Origin of the sequence: Persicimonas caeni, from assembly GCF_006517175.1 — a bacterium.
In the GTDB taxonomy this organism is placed as follows: domain Bacteria; phylum Myxococcota_A; class Bradymonadia; order Bradymonadales; family Bradymonadaceae; genus Persicimonas; species Persicimonas caeni.
This window is the reverse complement of the sequence record NZ_CP041186.1, coordinates 6,755,028-6,776,208: the sequence shown is the minus strand read 5'-3', so window position 1 is coordinate 6,776,208 and position 21,181 is coordinate 6,755,028. Positions and strand designations below refer to the sequence as shown.

General features: G+C 63.7%; 19 protein-coding genes. 11 read left to right on the top strand and 8 right to left on the bottom strand.

Going from position 1 to position 21,181, the window contains the following annotated elements:
• The first annotated feature begins 55 nt into the window (after window positions 1–55).
• On the top strand, window positions 56–976 hold the full coding sequence (locus tag FIV42_RS25175; protein WP_141200364.1) for a transposase: 921 nt from the start codon (window positions 56–58) through the stop codon (window positions 974–976).
• A gap of 97 nt (window positions 977–1,073) precedes the next feature.
• Here FIV42_RS25175 and FIV42_RS25170 read toward each other — a convergent pair whose 3' ends face one another.
• Window positions 1,074–2,003 (bottom strand): histone deacetylase family protein, encoded by a 930-nt coding sequence (locus FIV42_RS25170; RefSeq protein WP_168210935.1) that lies wholly within the window; start codon window positions 2,001–2,003, stop codon window positions 1,074–1,076.
• A 99-nt stretch (window positions 2,004–2,102) separates the two neighbouring features.
• On the opposite strand from FIV42_RS25170, the gene FIV42_RS25165 reads away from it, so the two are divergent.
• Both FIV42_RS25165 and FIV42_RS25160 read left to right on the top strand, forming a co-directional pair.
• Window positions 2,103–2,438, top strand: coding sequence for a 2Fe-2S iron-sulfur cluster-binding protein (locus FIV42_RS25165; RefSeq protein ID WP_141200362.1), 336 nt, complete (start codon window positions 2,103–2,105; stop codon window positions 2,436–2,438).
• Window positions 2,435–2,977, top strand: coding sequence for a CIA30 family protein (locus tag FIV42_RS25160; protein WP_141200361.1), 543 nt, complete (start codon window positions 2,435–2,437; stop codon window positions 2,975–2,977). The genes FIV42_RS25165 and FIV42_RS25160 overlap by 4 nt, the downstream gene beginning before the upstream one ends.
• Here the strand turns inward: FIV42_RS25160 and FIV42_RS25155 are convergent.
• The 4 genes from FIV42_RS25155 to FIV42_RS25140 form a co-directional block, all read right to left on the bottom strand.
• Entirely contained in the window at window positions 2,963–3,352 is a 390-nt protein-coding gene (locus FIV42_RS25155) for a gamma-glutamylcyclotransferase family protein (protein ID WP_168210934.1), read from the bottom strand. The two genes, FIV42_RS25160 and FIV42_RS25155, sit on opposite strands and share 15 nt — an antisense overlap.
• 28 nt (window positions 3,353–3,380) lie before the next feature.
• The gene (locus tag FIV42_RS25150; RefSeq protein ID WP_141200359.1) at window positions 3,381–4,583 is read right to left on the bottom strand and encodes a response regulator; all 1,203 of its coding nucleotides are present in this window, start codon (window positions 4,581–4,583) and stop codon (window positions 3,381–3,383) included.
• A 129-nt stretch (window positions 4,584–4,712) separates the two neighbouring features.
• On the bottom strand, window positions 4,713–5,666 hold the full coding sequence (locus FIV42_RS25145) for a sensor histidine kinase (protein ID WP_168210933.1): 954 nt from the start codon (window positions 5,664–5,666) through the stop codon (window positions 4,713–4,715).
• Window positions 5,667–5,924: 258 nt separating this feature from the next.
• Window positions 5,925–6,527 (bottom strand): LON peptidase substrate-binding domain-containing protein, encoded by a 603-nt coding sequence (locus FIV42_RS25140; protein ID WP_141200357.1) that lies wholly within the window; start codon window positions 6,525–6,527, stop codon window positions 5,925–5,927.
• A gap of 185 nt (window positions 6,528–6,712) precedes the next feature.
• On the opposite strand from FIV42_RS25140, the gene FIV42_RS25135 reads away from it, so the two are divergent.
• The 3 genes from FIV42_RS25135 (at window position 6,713) to FIV42_RS25125 (ending at window position 10,982) form a co-directional block, all read left to right on the top strand.
• Window positions 6,713–7,504 carry an SDR family NAD(P)-dependent oxidoreductase gene (locus FIV42_RS25135; RefSeq protein WP_141200356.1) on the top strand — a complete coding sequence of 264 codons (792 nt, stop codon included), beginning with the start codon at window positions 6,713–6,715 and terminating at the stop codon, window positions 7,502–7,504.
• Window positions 7,505–7,533: 29 nt separating this feature from the next.
• A complete protein-coding gene (locus tag FIV42_RS25130; RefSeq protein ID WP_168210932.1) occupies window positions 7,534–8,160 on the top strand; it encodes an NADPH-dependent FMN reductase in 627 nt (208 codons plus the stop codon).
• A 101-nt stretch (window positions 8,161–8,261) separates the two neighbouring features.
• Window positions 8,262–10,982 carry a penicillin acylase family protein gene (locus FIV42_RS25125; protein ID WP_141200354.1) on the top strand — a complete coding sequence of 907 codons (2,721 nt, stop codon included), beginning with the start codon at window positions 8,262–8,264 and terminating at the stop codon, window positions 10,980–10,982.
• A 79-nt stretch (window positions 10,983–11,061) separates the two neighbouring features.
• On the opposite strand, the gene FIV42_RS25120 is transcribed toward FIV42_RS25125, so the two are convergent.
• From FIV42_RS25120 to FIV42_RS25110, 3 genes are all read right to left on the bottom strand, one after another.
• Entirely contained in the window at window positions 11,062–12,240 is a 1,179-nt protein-coding gene (locus tag FIV42_RS25120; protein ID WP_141200353.1) for an App1 family protein, read from the bottom strand.
• Window positions 12,241–12,305: 65 nt separating this feature from the next.
• Window positions 12,306–12,530: a ChaB family protein gene (locus FIV42_RS25115; protein WP_141200352.1), complete on the bottom strand. Its 225-nt coding sequence runs from the start codon at window positions 12,528–12,530 to the stop codon at window positions 12,306–12,308.
• Between the two features lie 105 nt (window positions 12,531–12,635).
• Complete coding sequence (locus tag FIV42_RS25110) at window positions 12,636–16,307, bottom strand: putative metal-binding motif-containing protein (protein ID WP_187027611.1); 3,672 nt, start codon at window positions 16,305–16,307, stop codon at window positions 12,636–12,638.
• Window positions 16,308–16,645: 338 nt separating this feature from the next.
• Between FIV42_RS25110 and FIV42_RS25105 the strand changes: the two genes are divergently transcribed.
• The 5 genes from FIV42_RS25105 (at window position 16,646) to istB (ending at window position 21,166) form a co-directional block, all read left to right on the top strand.
• Window positions 16,646–17,086, top strand: a complete 441-nt coding sequence (locus tag FIV42_RS25105) for an NUDIX domain-containing protein (protein WP_168210931.1) — start codon at window positions 16,646–16,648, stop codon at window positions 17,084–17,086.
• 102 nt (window positions 17,087–17,188) lie between these two features.
• On the top strand, window positions 17,189–18,229 hold the full coding sequence (locus FIV42_RS25100) for an NAD(P)/FAD-dependent oxidoreductase (protein ID WP_168210930.1): 1,041 nt from the start codon (window positions 17,189–17,191) through the stop codon (window positions 18,227–18,229).
• The gene (locus FIV42_RS25095) at window positions 18,211–18,648 is read left to right on the top strand and encodes a hypothetical protein (RefSeq protein ID WP_222615317.1); all 438 of its coding nucleotides are present in this window, start codon (window positions 18,211–18,213) and stop codon (window positions 18,646–18,648) included. Before FIV42_RS25100 ends, FIV42_RS25095 begins: the two co-directional genes overlap by 19 nt.
• Window positions 18,649–18,855: 207 nt before the next feature.
• Window positions 18,856–20,427 (top strand): IS21 family transposase, encoded by a 1,572-nt coding sequence (istA, locus tag FIV42_RS25090; protein ID WP_168210300.1) that lies wholly within the window; start codon window positions 18,856–18,858, stop codon window positions 20,425–20,427.
• Window positions 20,414–21,166 (top strand): IS21-like element helper ATPase IstB, encoded by a 753-nt coding sequence (gene istB, locus FIV42_RS25085; RefSeq protein WP_141195814.1) that lies wholly within the window; start codon window positions 20,414–20,416, stop codon window positions 21,164–21,166. The genes istA and istB overlap by 14 nt, the downstream gene beginning before the upstream one ends.
• Window positions 21,167–21,181 lie beyond the last annotated feature (15 nt).

The window sequence follows — 21,181 nt, the reverse complement described above, 5'->3', positions numbered from 1 at the left end:
CCGAAAACCATAGTGAGAGCTAACTGGATTGACTGCTAATCGGGAGGAAGTTGCGATGCCTGCCATTGACAATATTCGAATCCTCGAAGACGACGCCTTCTACTTTGTGACCAATCGCTGCATCGAGGCGAGGTTCTTGATGCGCCCTGACGATGACGGTGAGATGCAACGCATTTGCCTAGCCTGTCTGGCTTGGGCGGCTCAGAAGCACGAGGTCGAGATCTTCGCCTACGTCTTCATGAGCAATCACTTTCACCTGCTCGTACGCGCGCCCAAGATGAACCTGTCCGAGTTCATGCGCGACTTCCAGCGCGAGCTTGCCGCTCGCCTCAACCGCCACAGAAACCGCACCGGCACGGTGTTTCCACGCCCCTTTGATGCGCCCAAGATCATCGGCGATGACATGCTCCTGGAGAAGCTCAACTACATCGTCAACAACCCGTGCCTGTCCGATGCGGTGCGCCACCCCGAGGATTGGCCGGGGGTGTCGTCATGGAAGTCCCACAAGACCGGCGAGGCGCAGGTCGGACGACTCATCGACTACGAAGAGCTGCGCAGACTTCGGCGCAAGGATCCGTCAACTCCGCGCGAAAAGGCCATGCGAAGCGACGAGCTCGTACTCGCAACGCTGCCGATGTGGGAAAACAAAACCGAGGAGGAGGCGCGCCAGCTCGTTGTGACCCACATCGAGGAACAAGCAACCGAACTGCAAAAAGAGCGCGCTCGAAAAAGAAAGAGCGTCGCGGGCCCCGCCAAGGTCAAGCGCATGAAGTGGAGGTATATCCCGCCCGCGCCCAAGCGCTCTCCTCGAGTCAAATGCCTTTGCGCCGACGAGGAGAAGAAGAGTGCGTACTTGGAGGCTCGCATGACCACCGTCGACGCCTATAAACGGGCGATGGGAAGGTGGCGAAAAGGTAAGTCGCAGGTGAGCTTCCCCACGGGGACGTATCCACCGGGGCTGTGCCGGTGCGCGTGACGGCCCGAAGGCGCGTTCGACCGCATGTCGTGCGGCTCGTCGGGGAACGTCGTTCCCTGACGCCCCCTTTAGTTTAGGGGGACAATTCCGGAGCCGGTCACCGCGACTTCAGGCGCCGCGACGCCTCCTCGAACACGTCGGCGTGAGCGGCCACCGAGGCCTCGATGGGCCGCGAGTAGCCGCCGCCCATCGTGATCAGCACCGGGCAGGCCCACGCCTCGGCCAGGTCGAATACGAGGCCGTTGCGCCGCCGCAGGCCGGCGCGCGTCAGCGCGAGCCGCCCCCACCGGTCTTCTTCGAGTGCGTCGACGCCCGCCTGATACAAGACCAGCTGCGGTCGAAAGCCGTACAGAGCGCGCGACAAACTTCGGTCGAGCAACTCCAGATACGCCTCGTCGCCCGAGCCCACCGGCACCGCCACGTCCACGTCGCTCTCCTCTTTGTCGAACGGATAGTTGCCGGCGCAGTGAATCGAGTAGGTGAGCACGCGCGGCTCGTCGGCGAAGATGACGGCCGTGCCGTTTCCCTGGTGAACGTCGCAGTCGACGATTGCCACACGCTCGTAGCCGAACTCCTCGAGGGCGCGTACCGCGCAGATCGCCAGGTCGTTGAACACGCAGAACCCCTCGCCACGGTCAGCGTAGGCGTGGTGGGTACCTCCGGCGAGGTTGCCCGCGAACTGCGCGCCGCCCATGACCGCCTCGAAGGCTTGAAGGGTACCGCCCGCAATACTGAACGTGCGGTCGACGAACTGTTCGGTCCACGGCCGAAAGCCGATCTTGCGCACCATCTTGTCGTCGAGCTCGTTCTCCATAAAGCGGCGCACATACTCGGGTTCGTGGACCAAATGCACCTCATCGAGACGAGCCTGTCGCGCCTCCTCAACTGCTATATCAGTCCCCGTCAGTCCGCGCCGGTCGAGCTCTTCACGCACCTTGCGATAGCGCGACTTCGGAAAGCGCGCCTCCTCGGAGATCGCACCCGTATAAAGGTCGCTGTAGTAGAGCTGGAGCATGTCTCGATACATCGGTGAGGTAACGAAGCCGCCTTGGCGTGCATCTTTAAGATGTGCGCCACGTGCGAACGTATCATTTGACCTTCGACACCATAACCGCAGAGACCCGTCATGCCGAAAGTCGAGTTCAACGGTCATCTTATCGAATGCGAAGCAGGCGAGCGCCTGCGCGACGTACTGCTTCGCGCCGGCGAAACCCCACACAACGACAACGCCCAGTGGCTGAACTGCCGCGGCTTCGGAACTTGCGGCACCTGCGCCGTCGAGATCGTCGAGGGGACCGTCGGCGAGAAGACCGCCCGTGAGCGCTGGCGGCTCGACTTTCCGCCGCACGACCCCTCCTCGGGACTTCGACTCGCTTGCCAGATTCGAGTCGAAGACGACCTGAAGGTCACCAAATACCCGGGCTTCTGGGGACAGCACACGGACGAGGAGCCCATCCGATGAATCATGTCGACTTCGACGCCGCCCGCTCCGTCGAGGAATGGAAAACCGTAGATGACCCCGTCATGGGAGGTCGCTCCCACAGCCACGTCCACTGGGTCGACGCCCCCGTCGACTACGGTGAGGCCGAACGGGGCTTTCTTCGCTTCGAGGGAATCGTATCCCTGGCGAATAACGGAGGATTCTGCTCCGCCCGCCTCGTCGACGACGACCGCGGCGTCACCGACTTCGATGACCTCGACGCCTTTCGACTGCTCGTTCGCGGTGACGGACACCGCTACAAATTCACCGTGCGCACCGACGACACACCACCGAAATCGAGTTGGCGCCACCCATTCGAGCCGCCATCAGGCCCTTGGACCGAACTCGTACTCCCCTTCACTGATTTCGAACTGTGGCGACGCGGCACGCACTTGTCCGCCGGGGCCCGCCTCGACCCGACACGCATCCGATCCGTCGGAGTACTCATCTCCGACAAGCAAGACGGCCCCTTTCGTATCGACCTAGCACGCGTGCGCCTACACCGGTCAGCCTCGATTTAACCAGTCGCCGCTCTCGATGAGTCGGCCACGAGTATGCAAATGGTCGCGCCGGTTCGGATGGTACACGTAGGTGTAGGCGTCCGCGCCGCCCACGTCGACCACGACGCGTTCGTACAGCGAATCGGGAGAGCCCTCGATATACCCTTCGATCTGGTCGGCCTTCGCCAATGCGGCGACGACGAGTGCCGGCTCCAGATGGAGCAGCGTTCCGATGACCTCGCCCTGCCCCGGTTCGATGGCAGGGTACCCCTCGGGTAGCGCATGCATCCGAAAGCCTTCGAGCTTGGCCGGCTCGGCACGAGCCACGAACTCCTCGATGGCCGGCCACCGGCTCTCGGAGGGGCGAAGTGTTCCATAGACGAATAGACGAGTCATTTGCTCAGTCCTCACTGTCATCTTGGCTCTATGCCACCCGAGAGCCGACGTGGACGCTCACCGAACTCAGCGTCTTCTTCGCCCTGCCCAAGTCGCTATCATCGGCGAGGATGAGCACGGCGTGAGCAAAAGCTCCAGCCGATTCGGAGGGGCGACCATCACCATCGAGGTCGAGGGTACACATCAAAATGTGTGCATCATCACCGTCGATGTGAATCAGTGGCCCTCCTGCGCTGCCTGCGGCTGACGCCGCCGCCCCGGCGACACCGAGCACTGCATCGGCCTGCCCGCCCACCTCGACGAGGCGAGCCTGCTCGGCTTCGTCCACGAGCAACGCGAGCGCCTCGCCACTCGGCGAGAAGACGCCGGCGCCGACGAATCCCTCCAAGGACGCCAAGCCTTCGAGAGCCATACGCAACTGCCTCGACGACGCAGTCGACGCAGACGCGTCCACATCTGAGTTGGCAGCCTGCGCCGACAGCACCTCCGGCTCCGAAGCCCCGGAAGCTGCGTCGAGGCCCAGGTCGAACTCGACCTCCGACTCTTCGTCCTCGAGGCCGGCACCACGCTCGTCCAGCAGACGGTACGCCTCCATGAGCAGCGGCCCGAGCTTCGTGTGGATAGTGCGCTTTTGCTTGCGAAGGACTCCGTCGAGCGCGATATCGGGCTTCTGCCAGGTCACGATCTCCGAGGCTGCCTCTTCGCCGTCGGCGCCGCTGATCTCGGCGTTGATCAACTCTCCCTTCAGAAAGTAGAGCAGACCGATGTCGTCACCGGAGCGTACCTGCAGGGTGCAGGTCTTCTTCTCCATCTCGATGAGCTGCAGGAACGTGGGCAGCGCGATGCCCTTGATGCGCCCGCGAGAGCGTGCGTCGAGCTGGTCGAAGATCCGGCTGACCAGGTGGTCGAAGTCGACGGGCTTGTCCAAAAACTGGCTCACACCCAACTCGCTCAACTTGCGAGCAATCTTGCGCGACCCGAAGGCAGTCATGACCAGCACGGGCAGGCTGGGGAATTCGCGGTTGATATGCTCGAGCAACTCGAAGCCGTTGACCTGCGGCATCTTCAGGTCGGTCACGACCAGGTCGATGGGGGTGTCTTCGAGCAGTTCGATAGCCTCGCAGCCATCGAAGGCCGTCCACACGCGCAAGTCCGCCGAGTAGGCTTCCAAGCCATCGATCAAGCTCTTGAGAAACGATTCTTCGTCATCAACAATCAGAACATTCTTCATGCGTGCCACCCGGCGTTTGTTGTGCCGACACGGTGAAATCCGCGCCTCGTGCAAGTTGTCTATCCGCTACACGCCATACCCTGCCAAATTCATGCCACCCGAAGACCGGGTGCTGAAACGCGGCCGAGTTCAGACTGCTGGCAGTTGCAGCGTGAACGTCGTTCCCTGGCCGAGATGGCTCTGCACGCCGACCTCTCCGCCCATGCGCGCCATCATCTTCTGAACGATGACCATGCCCAGACCGGTGCCCTTCTGCTTGGTCGTAAAGAAGGGCTCGAACAGCTTCTGGAGGGTCTCCTCATCCATGCCTTGTCCGTTGTCACTCACTTCGAGGACAACTCGCTCACCGTCGCGGCCCGCGCGAATCTCGATTCGGGGCTCGTCGACGTCTTCGATGGCGTCTGAGGCGTTCGACAACAGGTTGATGAGAATCTGCTGGAGGGCGCGGGGGTCGGCTCGGACCACCCGAGCGTCCGCGTCTACATGGTGGGTAATGGAAGGAAAGTCGCCCGCCGCCAGCGCCAAGAACTGAGCCAGGAAGTCGGCCAAGTCGAGCTGCTCGGGCTCGGGGTCCTCGACCATGTTGAAATTACGCAGGGAGCGCAGCAGGTACTCCACGCGGGCCACGTCCGTCAGCGAACGCTCCACGTACTCGACGATCGCCTCGCGGTCGAAGCGCTCGAGATTGCGCTGGAGCACCGTCAGGGTCATCTTGAGGGCATTGATGGGATTGCCAATTTCGTGGCGAATCCCGGCAAATACCCGGTCGATGTGCTCGGTGGTGTTGACCGACGCAGCCAGCTGCTCCAGGCGGCGTCGGTCGGTCTCATCACGCAGCAACACGACCCGATACGGGCCGCATTCGTTTTGAATGCTGCACGAGAAGACGCGCCCGTCGAGTTCGATCTCACACATGCGCGACGAGTCACCGGCCGTCTCGGCGCCCTCCCGCGGCAGCACCCTCGTGCTCACCGCTTCATAGGTTGCCGCGATGCCTGCGCTGGCCGCCAAATCGCGGGCGGCCACGTTGATGAAGACGAGCTCGCGCGCCTCGTCATCGATCACCATGACGGCCTCATCCATGGTGGACAAAATCTCGAAATACAGACACTGCGAGGCCTCGTCACAGTGGAGTCGTGAAAAATCCGAAGGCAGCGAATCATTTTGCCGGTGCATGTGCTCTCAATCGTAGTGTTAGGCGCAAATTCTGCGGACAGGTGCGACTAGGTGAAATTTTTTCCCGCCAGTTGCGATGTGCGCAGCGGCGAGTCCCAAAGGATTCTGAACATACACCTGAAAGAGAGCAAAAATCATACCGTGCCAGCAGCGTATGTGTGACAATCAGGCATTCACAATCGTCACGAGCCGACTGTGCACCGCAACCAACCGTTGATAGACGTTGATCTGGGCCAGGTGCTCGAGTTGGTCGCGGCCGCGCTCGAAGGTGACCGAGCCGACGATATCGGCCACCGCAGAAGGGTCGCGTGCTTCAGCGGCCATCGACGCCACCTCGCCGGCAAGCTCCACGCCCTGTTTGGACAGATGGTCGAGCGTGCCCAAGATGTCGGCGACGAGCGAGTTGCACGCAATGCAGTCGGAGACGAGTTCGTCGACACGCCTCCAAGTCGCCATCGCATGTCCCTCGCGCGGTTCGACCCCGACCAGGCGCACACGCTCGATGCCTCCGAGCGTCACCGCCGTGCGTTGCGGCGAGAACTCCAAGTAATCGACAATCTCTGCAAGCGTGGCGATGTCACTCTCGAAGGACTCGTCCTTCGGCCGAAGCAGCAACCTGCCCTCCTCGAGCATCGCCTGTCGCACCAGGGCCCGTCGCTGCGGATCAATGAAGTGAAACTGCAGGCGCGTCGACGGAAAGAGGACGCCCTCGGTGACGAGCAACCGGTGCCGCCCCTCTCTTCGAGCGTGTCGTGTTCTCTGACTCATAACATCTCCGGTGAGTTGTGGTCGGCATGATCGGCGCGACTCCTCGCCCCCTTAAGATGCAATCAACCATCCGAGCGATACACGAGCGATTCGCCACTGACTTGCTACAGCTTGCGACCCGCGTCGAAGACGCGCTAGGGTCGCCGCGTGCAGTGGTAAATCCCGACCGACCAGCGAGAGAGATGATGTCTAAATCGATGCAGACGCAGAACCGACGCGCCCTGGTGACCGGCGCCTCCAGCGGCATCGGCCGCGAGTTGTGCCGGCATTTCGCGGCCGATGGAATCGACCTGGTGGTCGTCGCCCGGCGCCAAGAGCGCCTCGAGGAACTCGCCGAAGCCTTGCAGGCCGAGTACGACATCGACGTGCGCGTCGAGCCGTGCGACCTGGCCGATGCCGAGGCGCGCACCGCCCTCTTCGAGCGGCTCGACGCCGACGACGTGAACGTCGACTACCTGGTCAACAACGCCGGCTTCGGCAGCAACGGTCCGTTCCACGAACTCGACCGCGTTCGCGAACTCGACCAGGTCGAGGTGAACGTCGTCGCGCTGACCGACCTGACGCACAGGTTCCTTCCGGGCATGCTCGCGCGCGGCTTCGGCCGCATCCTCAACATCGCGTCGACCGCCGCCTTCCAACCCGGGCCCTACATGTCGGTCTACTATGCGACCAAGGCGTACGTGCTCTCCTTTACCGAGGGCATCGCCCACGAGCTCGAAGGCACCGGCGTGACCGCTACCGCCCATTGCCCCGGGGCGACGAGCACCGAATTTGCCGAGGAGGCATCTAACGACGACACCTTGCTGTTCAAGTCGGGCGTCGCCACCGTCGAGTCGGTCGCCGAGCACGCCTACCTGTCCATGCAGCGAGGCAAGACAGTGGCCATCCCCGGCCTCAAGAACAAGTTTGGCGCGACGATGGTGCGCTTCTCCCCGCGCAAGCTCGTCCGCTCCATCGCCGCGCGTTTGAATCGTTAACCTCCGAGCCTCTTACCCAGGAGATGCACGTGGCCGCCACGTCCAAAGTGTCTAAGAAGCCCAAAAAGCAGATCGTCACCATCTCGGGAACCAGCCGCCCGAACAACTACACCTCGAAGGTGCTGGCGCTGGTGAACGACGAGCTCGACAAGCGCGGCGTCAAGGTCGTGCACTTCGACGCTCGCGAACTCGACCTGAGCTTCCCGGGCCAACCCGAAACCGACGACGCCAAGCGTCTGACCGAAGCGGTCAAGGCCAGCGGAGCAGTCGTCCTCGCCTCTCCCGAGTACCACGGCACATTCACCGCGATGACCAAATTGATCGTCGAGAACCTCGGCTTTCCCTCCGCGCTCAAAGGCAAGCCGGTCGCCCTGCTCGGCGTCGCCTCGGGCCGCATCGGTGCCATCAAGACGCTCGAGCAGATGCGCGGCATGTGCGGCCACGTCGGCGCGCTGGTGCTCCCCAGCCCCATCTCGGTGGCCGGCGTGCGAAACGTCTTCAACGAGGACGGCACCTGCAACGACGAAACCGTCGAGCAGATGGTGCGCGGGCTGGCCGAGACCACGCTGCAGTTCATGCACGAGTACGTCTACCCGCGCTACGAGCTCGAGCAGATGGTGCGCGGCGACGAAAAAGGCTGGTCGACTACCGTATAGACCCATCGTGCTGGGCTCCTCGGCGCTCGAACTCGTGGAATTTGTGCATAGCTTCGCTTGTACTCTGATGATTTACCAAATGAATAAAAAGCGAGGCCGCGATGCAGAACTCTCTACGCACACATTTCCTTGCAGTAGCCATCTTGGCTTTTGGGGCGCTGGTCGCGCCGGCTTGCGACGATGACAACGATGATGAAGACCCGCAGCCCGACGCGGCCGTCGACGTGGGTGATGTCGCAGACGGCGACGACGCTGCAGACGCCCCTGGGGATGCGGACGACGGCCAAGCGATCATGATTGAGGGGCTCTCGGCCCCGGTGACCGTCCAGCTCGACGACGCCGGAGTGGTCCACATCGACTGCCAGACCAACCTCGACTGTTTTGCCGCCCAGGGCTACTTCCACGCCCAACATCGCTTCTTCCAAATGGACCTCATCCGCCGCCAGATCCGCGGCCAACTCGCCGAGGTTATCGGCACCACCGGGCTTTCGAGCGACCGCTCGTTTCGCCAACTGATGGCCACTCGCCAAGGCGAGCCGCTCGAAGAGGCGTATTTGGCCGAGGTCAGCCCCCATACACGCGAGATCTTGGACGCCTACTCGACCGGCGTGAACGCCTGGCTCGACAAGATGCGCGCCGGAGAGAATGACGCGACGCTGACCGAAGAATACGAGTTTCCGCTGGTCAACAGCGACAATATCCGCGACTGGGAACCTGCCGACAGCATCGCGCTATACCTGCAGCTCGCCTTCCAACTCAGTGACTCGTCGGACGCCGACTTGGCCCGGGGCGACGCTTACGCCGCGCTCGATAGCGACCTCGCCCGCGACCTGTTCGGCCTTGAGCCGGCCGTCGACAGCACCATCTTCGGCGCATCGGGCGCCAGCCCGACGACCTCTATCGAATGGCCCGCGCAGCCGACTGACACCGAGGCCATTCGCCAGGCGCATCAGTTCCTGCACCCGGCCCATTCAGTCATCAAAGGAGCGCTCGCGCGCCTCCAGGCCAATCCGTCGATGGCGTTCGGCCCCCGCAGCAAGTGGGACGGCTCGAATAATTGGGTCGTCTCCCCCGGTATCACCGCCGACGGCAACGCCCTGCTGGCCAATGACCCGCACCTGTCGCTCACGAACCCGGCCATCTGGCACTTCGTCGAGCTCGACTCGAAGACCAACGGCCAAGGCGACCTGCATGCGGCGGGCGCCGGCATTCCGGCGGTGCCCGGCGTCATCATCGGCCAGAACGAGAGCCTCGCCTGGGGTGTGACCACCGCGGTGTACGACCTGGCCGACGTCTATATCGAGGAGCTCAACGAGACCGGCGACGCGGTCATCTTCAACGGCCAAGAAGTTCCGCTCGTCCAAAAGGACTTCACCTTCGAGGTCAGCGGCGGCGACTCCGTCACCGAGACCTACGAATGGGTGCCCCATCACGGCCCGGTGATCTCCAAAGACGTCGCCGCCGGCCAAGCCGTCACCATCAAATGGGTCGCCCAGGAGCCGGGTAACGACATCGACTTTTTGTTCGAATTGATGCGCGCGGGCTCGGTCGAAGAGGCCAGAGACACACTGGCGCCGGTGCGCACGATCAACCAGAACTGGGTCTTCATCGACACCGACGGCAATATCGCCTGGGCACCACAAGCAGCCATTCCGCAGCGCCCGTGGGCCTCGCTGGAGCTGGCGCATTGGCTCCCCCTTCCCGGCGACGGCAGCGCCGAATGGCAAGGGTATGTGGCCGACGAGGATGTCCCCAGTCTGCTCAACCCTCCTGCCGGATTCATCGCCACGGCGAACAACGACTTCGACGGCAGCCTCGCCGACGGCAACCCGACCAACGACGGTCACACGCCCTGGCAAAGCGGCGTCGCCCCCGGCTTTCGCCACGGCCGCATCGTCGACCTTCTCGAGGCACAGAGCGGCTCGCACACCGCCCAAACGATGCTCGACATCCAGGCCGACGTCTACTCGCTGCACGGCGCTCGCCTGTTGCCCGAGGTCATCACCACGGCCAACGAGAATAGCGATCAGCTCTCTGCCGAGGCTGCCGCGGTGCTGACGACCCTCGAGAACTGGGGCTACGAGTGCCCCGACGGCTTGCAGGGCGACCAGCCGGCCGACGCCGCCCCGGTCGACGACCAGAGCGTGGTCGGCGAAGCCGCGGGATGCTCGGCGTTCCACGTGCTCTTGCCGAACCTGACCGAAGCGGCCTTCGCCGACGAACTCGCCTCGACCGACGACTATGACGCTCGCCAAAGCTGGCGCACCCTCCAGTCCCCACTGTCGCGCCTCTTCCTCGATCCCGACTCCCTCATCAACGGCACCGCCTATTTCGACGACGTGACCACCGACGCCGCCGTCGAGACACGCGCCGATGTGGTGGTCGCCGCGCTCGAATCCACGGCTACCGAACTCGAAGACCTCTTCGGCAGCACCGCGGCGAGCGACTGGTTGTGGGGGAGGATTCACACGGTGACGCTGTCGAGTCTCTTCTCGTCGGCGGGCATCACGCTATTCGACGAAGGGCCGTATGCGAACGACGGGGGCTACACCACCGTCGACGTGGCCAACCCGCGCGGCCGCGACGGCGATTACAGCCACTCCGCCGGCGCGTCGACCCGGGTTGTCTTCGGGGCCACCGACGAGGGCATGCGCGGCAACTTCCAGCTGCCTGGTGGCCAAGACCTGCACCGCGAGTCACCGTTCTACAACAGCCTGATGGACGAGTGGCTGTCGAACACACCGACCGACCTGCTCTTCGAGCGAGACGAAGTCGAGGCGGCCGCGGTGGAGACCTACGAACTCCAACCCGCCGCGCAATAGCGGCCACTCACTCGCGACTATCGAGTTACTAAGACTATCCAATCACTCAGCCTATCCATTTACTAAGCCTATCCAATTACTAAGCAAGAAACCGGCTGGCGAGCCTCTTGATGGCACCGCGAGGCTCGTCGGGCCGGGCTTGTTCGGCCCGACACGCCTCCACGACACGGTCGAGGTCGGCCGGCTCGATGTAGCCATGCTCACAGGCATGACGAGCCGCATCGAGGGTGTCCTCGACGCGCAACATCTGGACGCCCTCCGACTCCAACTCCTCGGCAATCCGCCCCACCTCGGCGTCACGCTCCTCGTCGACGTTCGGATGCACGTCCCGGATATAGACCGCGGCGACGCGGCCAGGATTCTCGTAGACCAACTCGCGGTACAACTTGGGGTCGTGTTGTCCCGTGTCGCCGATAAAGATGAAGTCGAGGTCCGGGTAGGTATCGAGGACGCGCTGGATGCGGCGCGTCTTGTGGTCGTGCCCACCGGCGATGAACTTGTCGCGGTCGAGACCGAAGTCAGTCAGGAAGATGGTGCCTTTGGGGATATCGTGCGCCCGGAAGAACTCGTCGAACAGGTCGTACATATTCCACGGGGACGACGACACGTAGAACATCGGGTTGGTCGGCTCGCCGTCCACATTTTGAAGCGCTCGGTAAAACGCCCCCACCCCGGCAAAGGGCGTTCGGCTATACGGCCCGTTGAGCAAAACGATGCGCGCCTGCCGAAAGATGGTATCGGCGCCCGTCTTGATGATCGTGTCGTCGATATCACTGATGATACCGATGCGAGGGTTGGAGGGGATTTGGACCTCGCCTCGGAACCGAAATGTCGGCTGGTCGACATGCGGCCGCGGAGAGATGAGTTCGAGGTCGACGTCGTGCCACAACGCCTCCGGTTCGAGGCTCTCGTCGGGTAAGATGTCGACGTCGAAGAAGCCCTCCCACGACGTCTCCACCTGAACCGTGCGCTTGCCAAAGGAGACGCGCACCTGAGCCTCGGGCACCTCGTCGGTGTGGGCACGGCGGAACATATTGGCGAGCTTCTCGAGCTCGTTGTCCCCCTGCTCGGCGTCGACCTTGTCGTCGGCTAGCACCCGGCCTTTGAGCCACACCCCGTCCGAGGCGCCGAAGCCGTTGTAGGGAAGCACGCGGATGGAATCGAAATAGCCAATTTGCTGTCGGATGGCTTGGTTGAGCCGCTCCATTTGGCGGTCGTAAATCCCCAGAGCCTTCCGGATAGGCGGTGGAACTGGCATCTTGACACCTCAGACACCGCGATGGTGTCTCGTTGGAAGTCGCTTAGAATGCGCCGTCGGCCGGCTCAGTCGCGTTTCCACTCGCCGTCTTCCTTGTGATACTCCTGCTTGACCGCGTTCCACGCCACCTTGTGCGACGCCTCCTCGCGCGACGCATCCCCCCGGCGCTTGTCGGGATCGGAGAAGCGGTCGTAGGCATTGTTGAACGCCTCGCGGTAGATGTCCTGGGCGTGCTTGGGAAGGTTATCTTTGACGCTGTCGGGCAGCTCGGCGTTGCTGTGGTAGGGCATCGTCTCCCCCGTGCATCGAGAACCTAGGTTACTATTTCAGTGCACCGCCCTCGTCGGTTCGGGCGGTGCACTCACGTACAAAACGTGGGCGAGCCGGAGGTGATTTCAAGGCGCGGACGCCGACGTCATCAACACCGGCGCCGCACCCGGCACGTGCTTGTTGTGGTCCCACAACTGCCAGAACGTATCGCCCCATGCCCTGAGTTGGCTGAAGAACGGGTCGTCCTGGGCGACGTACGCGATGGCGTTGCCGGCCAACGTCGGGCTCGGCAAGGTCGTCGCATCCCCGTTGATCTCGTCGCGCAGGAACTCGGCGTACTCGCGGCTGATGGTCTGGTAGTACAGCTCGATGTCGACCGCGGCCGCCCCGGCGACGATCGTCAGCGATACGTCGTCCCAGCCGCCGGCGTACTCGGCGCTGGTGAAGTAGCCCGGCGACGACTGACCATGCCACACCGGCTCGACCTGGCGGGCGGCCGCCTCGTTGATACGGAAGCCCTTGGGCGGGATGCGGTTGTCCTTCTCGCGCCCGTCGGCCAACACGAAGTGGAAGGTCTTGGCTTCGCCCGTCAGCGAGCTCGACGGGTGCATCTCGTAGACCAGCTCGTCGACGTACTCCTCCCACGGCTCGAGCGCCGGGCTATTCGGCGAATAGTCGGCCGACAAGCCCTTGAGCGTCGCCGCGGCCGAGTCGTACGGGTTGACCTCCCAGATCACCTGCCCGCCGGAGTTGTACGCCCGGATATTGACGAACATGCGCCGCCCCTCCGGGAAGCCCGAGATGAGCTTGTGGCCGGTGTGGTTGTCGATGCGGAAGTCGAGCTGACCGGTGGCCGCGTCGTAGGCGACGTTCTCGATCGTCGCCGCTCGCTGCAGCGTCTGTTGCGCGCGGCTCGCCGCGTCGAGCAAGGCTGTCGCGTCGAGCTGCAGGCCCTGCGTGAAGTCGAGCGTGAGCACCGACGGCCCCTGCCCGAGCAGGCTGGCGTTGGTGGCGTCGTAATTCGGCGAACCCTGCAGCGTACTCGCCAGAATCGTGGGCACCAACATATTGCCGCCGGTCAGGTCGTGCTGCGGCACGCCCGTCTTGGGGTGCTCGATGCTGTCGTCGGGCCGAAGCGGCGCGCTATTCTTGTCGGCGCCCTTCCCGGTCACGATCGGCATATGGCAGTTCTGACACGTGGCGATCACGTCATTGGGACGCTCGGTGTCGAAGTTGCTCGGCGCGTACGCCCCCGTCCCCGGCGACCCGCCCTGCTGACCGTAGGCCGACAACATGAACTCCGAGAAGGTGCGCTCGACGTGGAAGTAGCTCGCGGCGTTGTCCTTCTCCGACGGCAGCACCGTAGTGCCGTCCCCCGGCGTGGTCCCGGCGTATGAGAGGTTGTGCAGCACCGAGTTCGACACGTCGTGACACGTCCCACACATGTATTTGCTCTTGTGATATCGGCTATACAGCGTGCTGTGCGAGGCGGTGTCGTCGGCCATCGGACCGCGCTTCTCCCCTCCGCTGCTCGCGAAGTATTGTCCGCCGGCGTTCTCCGTATAGTTCGGACTCATCGGCTGGTTGTTCGCGTCGTAAAACGGGCCGCCGTTGAAGTACGCCACAAGGTCGTTGAGCGTGTCGTCGGCAATATAGGTGTCCAGCGCACGTGTGCTCGACGGCGTGCTGCTCAGGTCGGTCTCGTCCCAGTAGCCCACCCAGTCGTTGCCCTCGCGGGTGCCGTTGAAGGTATCCTCGAAGAACGGGTCGTACATCTGGTGACAGAAGTCACAGTGCACCCCGTCGTAGTCGCTGCCCGTCATCTGCGAGGCGTTCGTCGGGTCGCTCCGCCCCTCGATCCAGCCGCTGGGGAAGTGGCAGCGCTCGCACAGGTCGGTCGCGTTGGCGTCGCCCAGCGCCCAGATGGCGTCCTGGGCAGCCACGGTCATCGCCGCCCAGAAGATGGGGTCGCGCGCCGACTGCGCCATCATCGAGCCCTTCCACATATGCCCCGGCGAGGCGACCGGATCGTAGTCGTCGTGACAGTTCAGGCAACGCCCAGGCCCCTCGACGCTGACGCCGTCGGCCGGCTGCGTGCCCGGCATGCGCACGAGCGGGTCATTTTCGACGATGCCCGGCGAGTGCGACCAGACCGACGAGACGACCACGTCGAACGCCAGCGTCCCCCCACCGATGCCCGACGTGTCCGCGAACACGTAATAAGTGCCCGGAGCGAGCGCGTGCATGGCGATGCGCGACCACGACTCGGCGATATTGACGTCTTCGTTGCACGCGCTCTCCAGACCGGTGTCACAGGTCGTCTCGCGCACGTACAGGTACGTGTCGTAGTCGGAGGCCATCGTGTCGATATGCACGTCGGAGTCCCCGGAGAGTGTCAACTCGAAGACGACCTCCGGGCCGCCCGTCGTGCCGCACGAGCCCGCGTAGTCGTCGGTCAACACACTCGTGTCGATCGTGTAGCTCGCCGAGCCCGAGATCGAAATGGCGTTGCTGCACAGGTTCCCCGCACACGCCGCGTGCGCGGAGCATTGCGAATCGGCGCAATCGACGAGGCCGTCCGAGTCGTCATCGATCCCGTTGTCACAGACCTCGGCGACGGTCTGACAATCGGCGTCGTTCGCGTCGACCTGGCCGTTACAGTCGTCATCGACGCCGTTGCTGCAGTCTTCTGTCGCGCCGGGATAAACCGACGCGTTGCTGTCATTGCAGTCGACGTCGCACGTCGCGCCATCGGAGTCGCTGTCGTACACGTCGACGGTGCTCGCGTCGCAGTCGTCGTCGACGCCGTTCGCGCACACTTCGGTCGCTCCGGGATAAACTGAGGCGTCCGAATCATCGCAGTCCACGTCGCACGTCACCCCGTCCGAGTCCGCGTCGAACAGATCCGCCGTGGTCGCGTCACAGTCGTCGTCGACGCCGTTTCCGCACACTTCGGCCGCTCCGGGATAGACCGACGCGTTGCTGTCGTCGCAGTCCACGTCGCACGTCGTCCCGTCCGAGTCCGCGTCGAACAGATCCGCCGTGGTCGCATCGCAATCGTCATCGACGCCATTGCCGCAAACTTCGGTCGCACCGGGATAAACCGACGCGTCCGAATCATCGCAGTCAACCGCACAGTTGGTTCCGTCCGAGTCGGCGTCGAACAAATCCGCGGTGGTCGCATCGCAATCGTCGTCGACGCCGTTGCCACAGACCTCCGTCGCCCCCGGATGCACGGCCGCGTCGGTATCGTCGCAGTCATCGCCCCCACAGGCGGTGGCCTGGAACCCGTCGCCGTCGGCGTCCGGGCAGATCAGGTCGACGTCGCCGCTATCTTCTGCGTCGGTTGCGTCCGTTGCATCGGTTGCGTCCGTCACGTCTGTCGCATCCGTCACGTCAGTCGCATCCGTCACGTCAGTCGCATCCGTCACGTCAGTCGCATCCGTCACGTCTGTCGCATCCGTCGCATCCGTCACGTCTGTCGCATCCGTCGCATCCGTCGCGTCAGTCGCATCCGTCACGTCCGTTGCATCTGCTGCGTCCGTTGCGTCGGTAACGTCCGTCGCGTCCGTCGCATCTGTCACGTCTGTCACATCCGTCACGTCGGGCACTCCGACGTCCTCCACCGGAGCATCCGCCTCATCATCGGCGTCGACCGTCACGCCGGTATCGCGCGCCTCCTTCTCGGGCTCGTCCGACGAGCACGCGGCGAGGGTCGCCACCAACAACAGCCACAAGGCGACGTGGAGGAGACCACGTGCGCGGTGTTCGAGTATCGTATTCAGGTGGCCGGTCATGGCGGCGCTCCTTAGCCCATCGACGGGCATTAAACCGGGATTCTTGTAGACTGACGCCTACGTGTAACAGCAAGGCCCGTGCCACCTGCGCAGACTCGCCCCACTGCGCGCCGCAAGAGGTTCAACTGCTTCTGACGAGGCCAGCTCAGCGCAAATCATGCACCCACAGAGGGCAATTCCGGCAAAAAGTGCGCGACCTGCTCCTCCGTGTTGTGACGCGGGTTGTCGATTGAATAAAACACCGCCTCCTGCTGTTTGGACCATGTTCGAATGGATGCGGCGTTTGTGGCTCGATGAGATGGACACGAGCGCCGTCAATGCGGTACGACCCCACCACTATGACTGACAACACACCCACATTCGGTCGCAAACGCGACGACCGCGACTACACGGTACGCCCCGGCGCCTACGCCCTCATCATCCACGAGGCCAAGGTGCTCATCGTCGAGGAGAACAGCGGCTGGTTCCTGCCCGGCGGCGGCCTCGAGGACGGAGAGTCGCCCGTCGACGCCCTGCACCGCGAGATGCTCGAGGAGACGGGCTACCGCATCGACGCGCCCTCGAAGCTGACGTTGGTCCGCCAACTCACCATCAGCCGGTCTGACGGAACCGCCTACGACAAGCACTGCCACATCTTCACCGCCCTGCTCGCCGAGCGCCCCCAGCACGGCCACTGCGAGCTTCGCTGGGTGAGCGTCGACGAGGCCGTCGACAAGCTGGCCCACGAGTGTTTTCGCTGGGTGGTCGAGCAGTACCGCGACCTGGCCGAAGCCGCCTGAAGTCAGCCTGCCTCAGCCTGCCAAAGATGATGTAACGCCATCATCGTCGTTTGCATCTCACTCCTGTCCACGTTGACGCGACGACAGACAGGAGAGAGCCCCTTGAGCGAACCGACCCACCCGACAGATTCAGACAAACCCCGACCGACGGTCGCCATCCTCGGCGCCGGCATCGCCGGGTTGACCTGCGCGCGTGAGCTCCACGAGGCGGGCCTGCGCGTCGACGTCTTCGACAAGAGCCGGGGCACCGGCGGGCGCGTGTCGACTCGGCGCACCGATACGAACCTGCAATTCGACCACGGCGCGCAGTACTTCACCGTCAAAGGCCGCGCACTGCGCCGCCACGTCGACTTCTGGGTCCAAGACCGCGTCGCCGACGAGTGGACCCCAAAGCTCGCCGTCATCGACGCCAAGGGCGTGCGCAGCAAGCGGTCGACCGAAAAGCGCTATGTCGGCCGGCCGTCGATGAGCGCGCTCACCCGCCACCTGGCGCGCGGGCTCGACGTCCACTACAACGCCCGCGCCTGCGCCCTGCAGCGCCACGAGGAGGGTTGGACGTTGGAGTTCGAGGAGACCTCGAACGACACCCTGTACGACATCGTCGTGTCGACTCTGCCCGCCCCCCAGGCCGCCGAACTCTTCGCCGACGTCGCCTCGTCGATGGCCGCCCGCGCCGCGCGGGTCGACTTCGCGCCGACCTGGGCGCTGATGGTCGACTTCGAAGCCCCCCTGCCGGTCGACTTCGACGCCGCGTTCGTCAACGACGGCCCGTTGAGCTGGATCGCCCGAGAGGGCTCGAAGCCCGGCCGCCCGCGCAGCAACGCCTGGGTGGTGCACGCCGGCGCCGACTGGTCGCGCGAGTTCCTCGAGCTCCCCGCCGAACTGGCCCAGGAGAAACTCTTGGGCGAATTCGAACGCACCCTCGAGCGCAAGGTCGGCGTGCACGCGGATCTGCTGCCACCAGCGAGCTACGCCCGCGCCCACCGCTGGCGCTACGCCCGCGCCACGCCCGCCCTCGACCTGGGGTGTCTGGTCGACGCCAACCGCGGGCTCATCTTTGCAGGTGACTGGCTCAACGGCTCCCGCGTCGAGGGCGCCTTCGAAAGTGGCCTCCAAGCAGCCCAATGGATCTTGTCGCGATGACCCTGCTCGAGCTGACACAGCTGGCCCACGTCGCCGCGACCCTCTACATGGTCGGGCTCATCTGGTTCGTCCAAATCGTGCACTACCCGGGCTTCGCCCTGGTGGGCGGCGACGCCTTCGTCCCCTACACCCGCGAGCACGTGCGCCGCACCGGCTGGGTCGTCGGCCCACCGATGCTGCTGGAGGCCGCCACCGCCGTCCTCCTCGTCGTCCTGCTCCCGACCTCCCCTCTCGCATGGACGGGCCTGGGCCTCCTCGCGCTCATCTGGGCCTCCACCGCCCTCCTCCAAGTCCCCGCCCACTCCCGGCTCAACGAAGCCCACGACGCCCCCATCATCGACCGCCTCGTACGCACCAACTGGCTGCGCACCACCGCCTGGACCACCCGCGGCCTCCTCGCCCTCGCTCTACTCATCTAGTGTGTCACAGACCGGGGTAAGTGATCGTAGCTGGTTCGCCCAAAGTGACCACGGCTGGTTCGGCCAAAGTGATCGGCCCTGGTTCGGCCAAAGTGATCGCAAAATCGGGCGGATGTCGATGACCTGAAACGCTCAGACTGGGAGAATGCAGAGCAGATGGCTTTAGCCCCTGCTCTGGAGGACCCGATGAGCAATGAGAGGATCGACATGCATCGATTACAAGACCTGGTGCGGATGCACCGTGAGGGCGTTGGCTGCCGCGAGATTGCCCGCCTTCTAAAGATGAGTCCCAATACCGAGCGCAAATACCGCCACGCGCTCGATGAGGCTGGATTGCTCAAAGGCGAGCCTTCCGAGATCATCCCACTGGACGAGCTCAAGCAGGCGGTCGCAGAGCTCCTTCCGACGAGCACGCCGCCCCAGGAGACCTCCACGGTCGAGCCGTGGCGCGCACAGATTGAAGAGATGTACGAGCGCACGCGCTCACCCCGAGCCATCTGGGACAGGCTTCGGCTCGAGCACGCCGATTTCGACGGCAGCCTGTCCGCCGTCAAGCGCATGTGCGCCCGCATCAAAGCCGACAGAGGCCCACGTCCGCAAGATGTGGTCATTCGCGTCGAGACCGCGCCAGGAGAGATTGCCCAGGTCGACTTTGGCTATGTCGGCCGACTCTTCGACCCGATGAGCGGCAAAGTCAGAAAGGCTTATGCCTTCGTGATGGTCCTGGGCTTCAGCCGTCTGATGTACGTCGACCTGGTTTTCGACCAAAAGGTCGACACCTGGCTTCGCCTGCACGTCGACGCCTTCGAGTACTTCGGCGGCGTGCCCGAGACGGTGGTGCCGGACAATCTCAAAGCGGCGGTTGTGCGCTGCTATTTCGGGCTCAAGGACAAACCGGAGCTCAACCGAAGCTACCGTGAGCTTGCTCGCCACTACGGCTTTATGATTGACCCGACCCCGCCGTATGCCCCTGAAAAGAAGGGCAAAGTCGAGTCGGCGGTCAAGTACGTCAAATCAAACTTCTTTGCGCCGCGCGCCCTCGAGAAGCTCGACGAGGCCAAGGAGCAATTGAGCCTGTGGCTCGACCAGATTGCCAATCGGCGAGTCCACGGCACCACTCACAGGGTGCCCCGCGAGCACTTCGACGCTGAGGAGGCAGAAGCACTTAAAGCACTGCCGCCGACGCCCTTTGTGCCGGTGGTCTGGAAGAAGGCCAAGGTCCACCGCGACAGCCACGTCGAATTCGAGCGCCGGCTCTACTCGGTGCCGTTTCGGCTCATCGGCCAGACCGTCTGGATCCGAGCTCGAGGCGCAAGCGTCGATATCTTCTATGACGACGAGCTGTGCACCTCGCACAAGCGAAGCGGTCCCAGAAAGAGCACCCATGAGGCACACCTTCCTGAGGGGCGGCGCGATCTGCGCCACCGAAGCCGTCAGTGGTGGCAGGACAAGGCTGACCGGATGAGCCCGATCGTCGGCGAATATGTCGAGGAGGTCTTCGGGGCCGACGATGTCTTCAATCAGCTGCGCGCAGTCCAGGCGATCGTGTCGTACCTCGAGCAGTTCCCCGTCGAGCGTGCCGAGGGCGCCTGCCGAAGGGCTCGCGCTTTCGGAAACTACACCTATCAAGGCATCAAGCGGATTCTGGTGGAGGGCATCGACTTAGAGCCTGCCATCCCGCAGGCCGTCTACGTGCACGGCAAGCTCGCCCACCCGCGTTTTGCCCGAAATTTCGAGGAGCTGGCCCTGGCCGAGGAGGTCTACCATGAGCGCTCGTGATGATCTGGTCCCCATCCTCAAGCGCCTGCGGCTGTCGGGGCTTCTCAATACGCTGGAGCTTCGCGCCGAGCAGGCCGTCGACGACAAGCTTGGCTACGTCGACTTTGTCTATCGACTGCTCCACGACGAGGTGGAGCGCCGCGATGCCAATAAGCTGACGCGCTTGATTCGCCAGGCTGATTTCGAGGCCCACAAAACGCTTCAGGATTTCGATTTCAGCTTCAATCCCAAGATCCCACGCGAGCGGATCATCGAGCTCGGCACCACAAGCTTTGTCGAGCGCCAAGAAAACGTGCTCCTGGTCGGCCCGGCCGGCACGGGCAAGTCGCACATCGCCCAGGCGCTGGGTCACCGGGCCTGTCGAGCCGGCTACAAGACCAGGTATGTCGCCGCACATCAGCTTTTGAGCGAGCTTCGAGCAGCCCGCGCCGACCGCAGCTGGGACAAGCTGATGTACAAGCTGTGCGCGGTCGACCTCCTGATCATCGACGATCTTGGGCTGCGTCCGCTGGCCCAGGACGAGCCGGTCGACCTGTACGAGCTGATACGCCGCCGCTACGAGCAGGGCTCGCTCGTGATCACATCCAACCGCGCCATCGACGAGTGGTACGCCATGTTTGGTGACGCGCTGCTCGCCAGCTCGGCGATGGACCGACTGCTACACCACTGCCACGTCGTCACGCTCGACGGGCACTCGTATCGAAACCCGCCGTCGAAAGCCCGAGCCAAGACGGCCTAAACCCGATCACTTTGG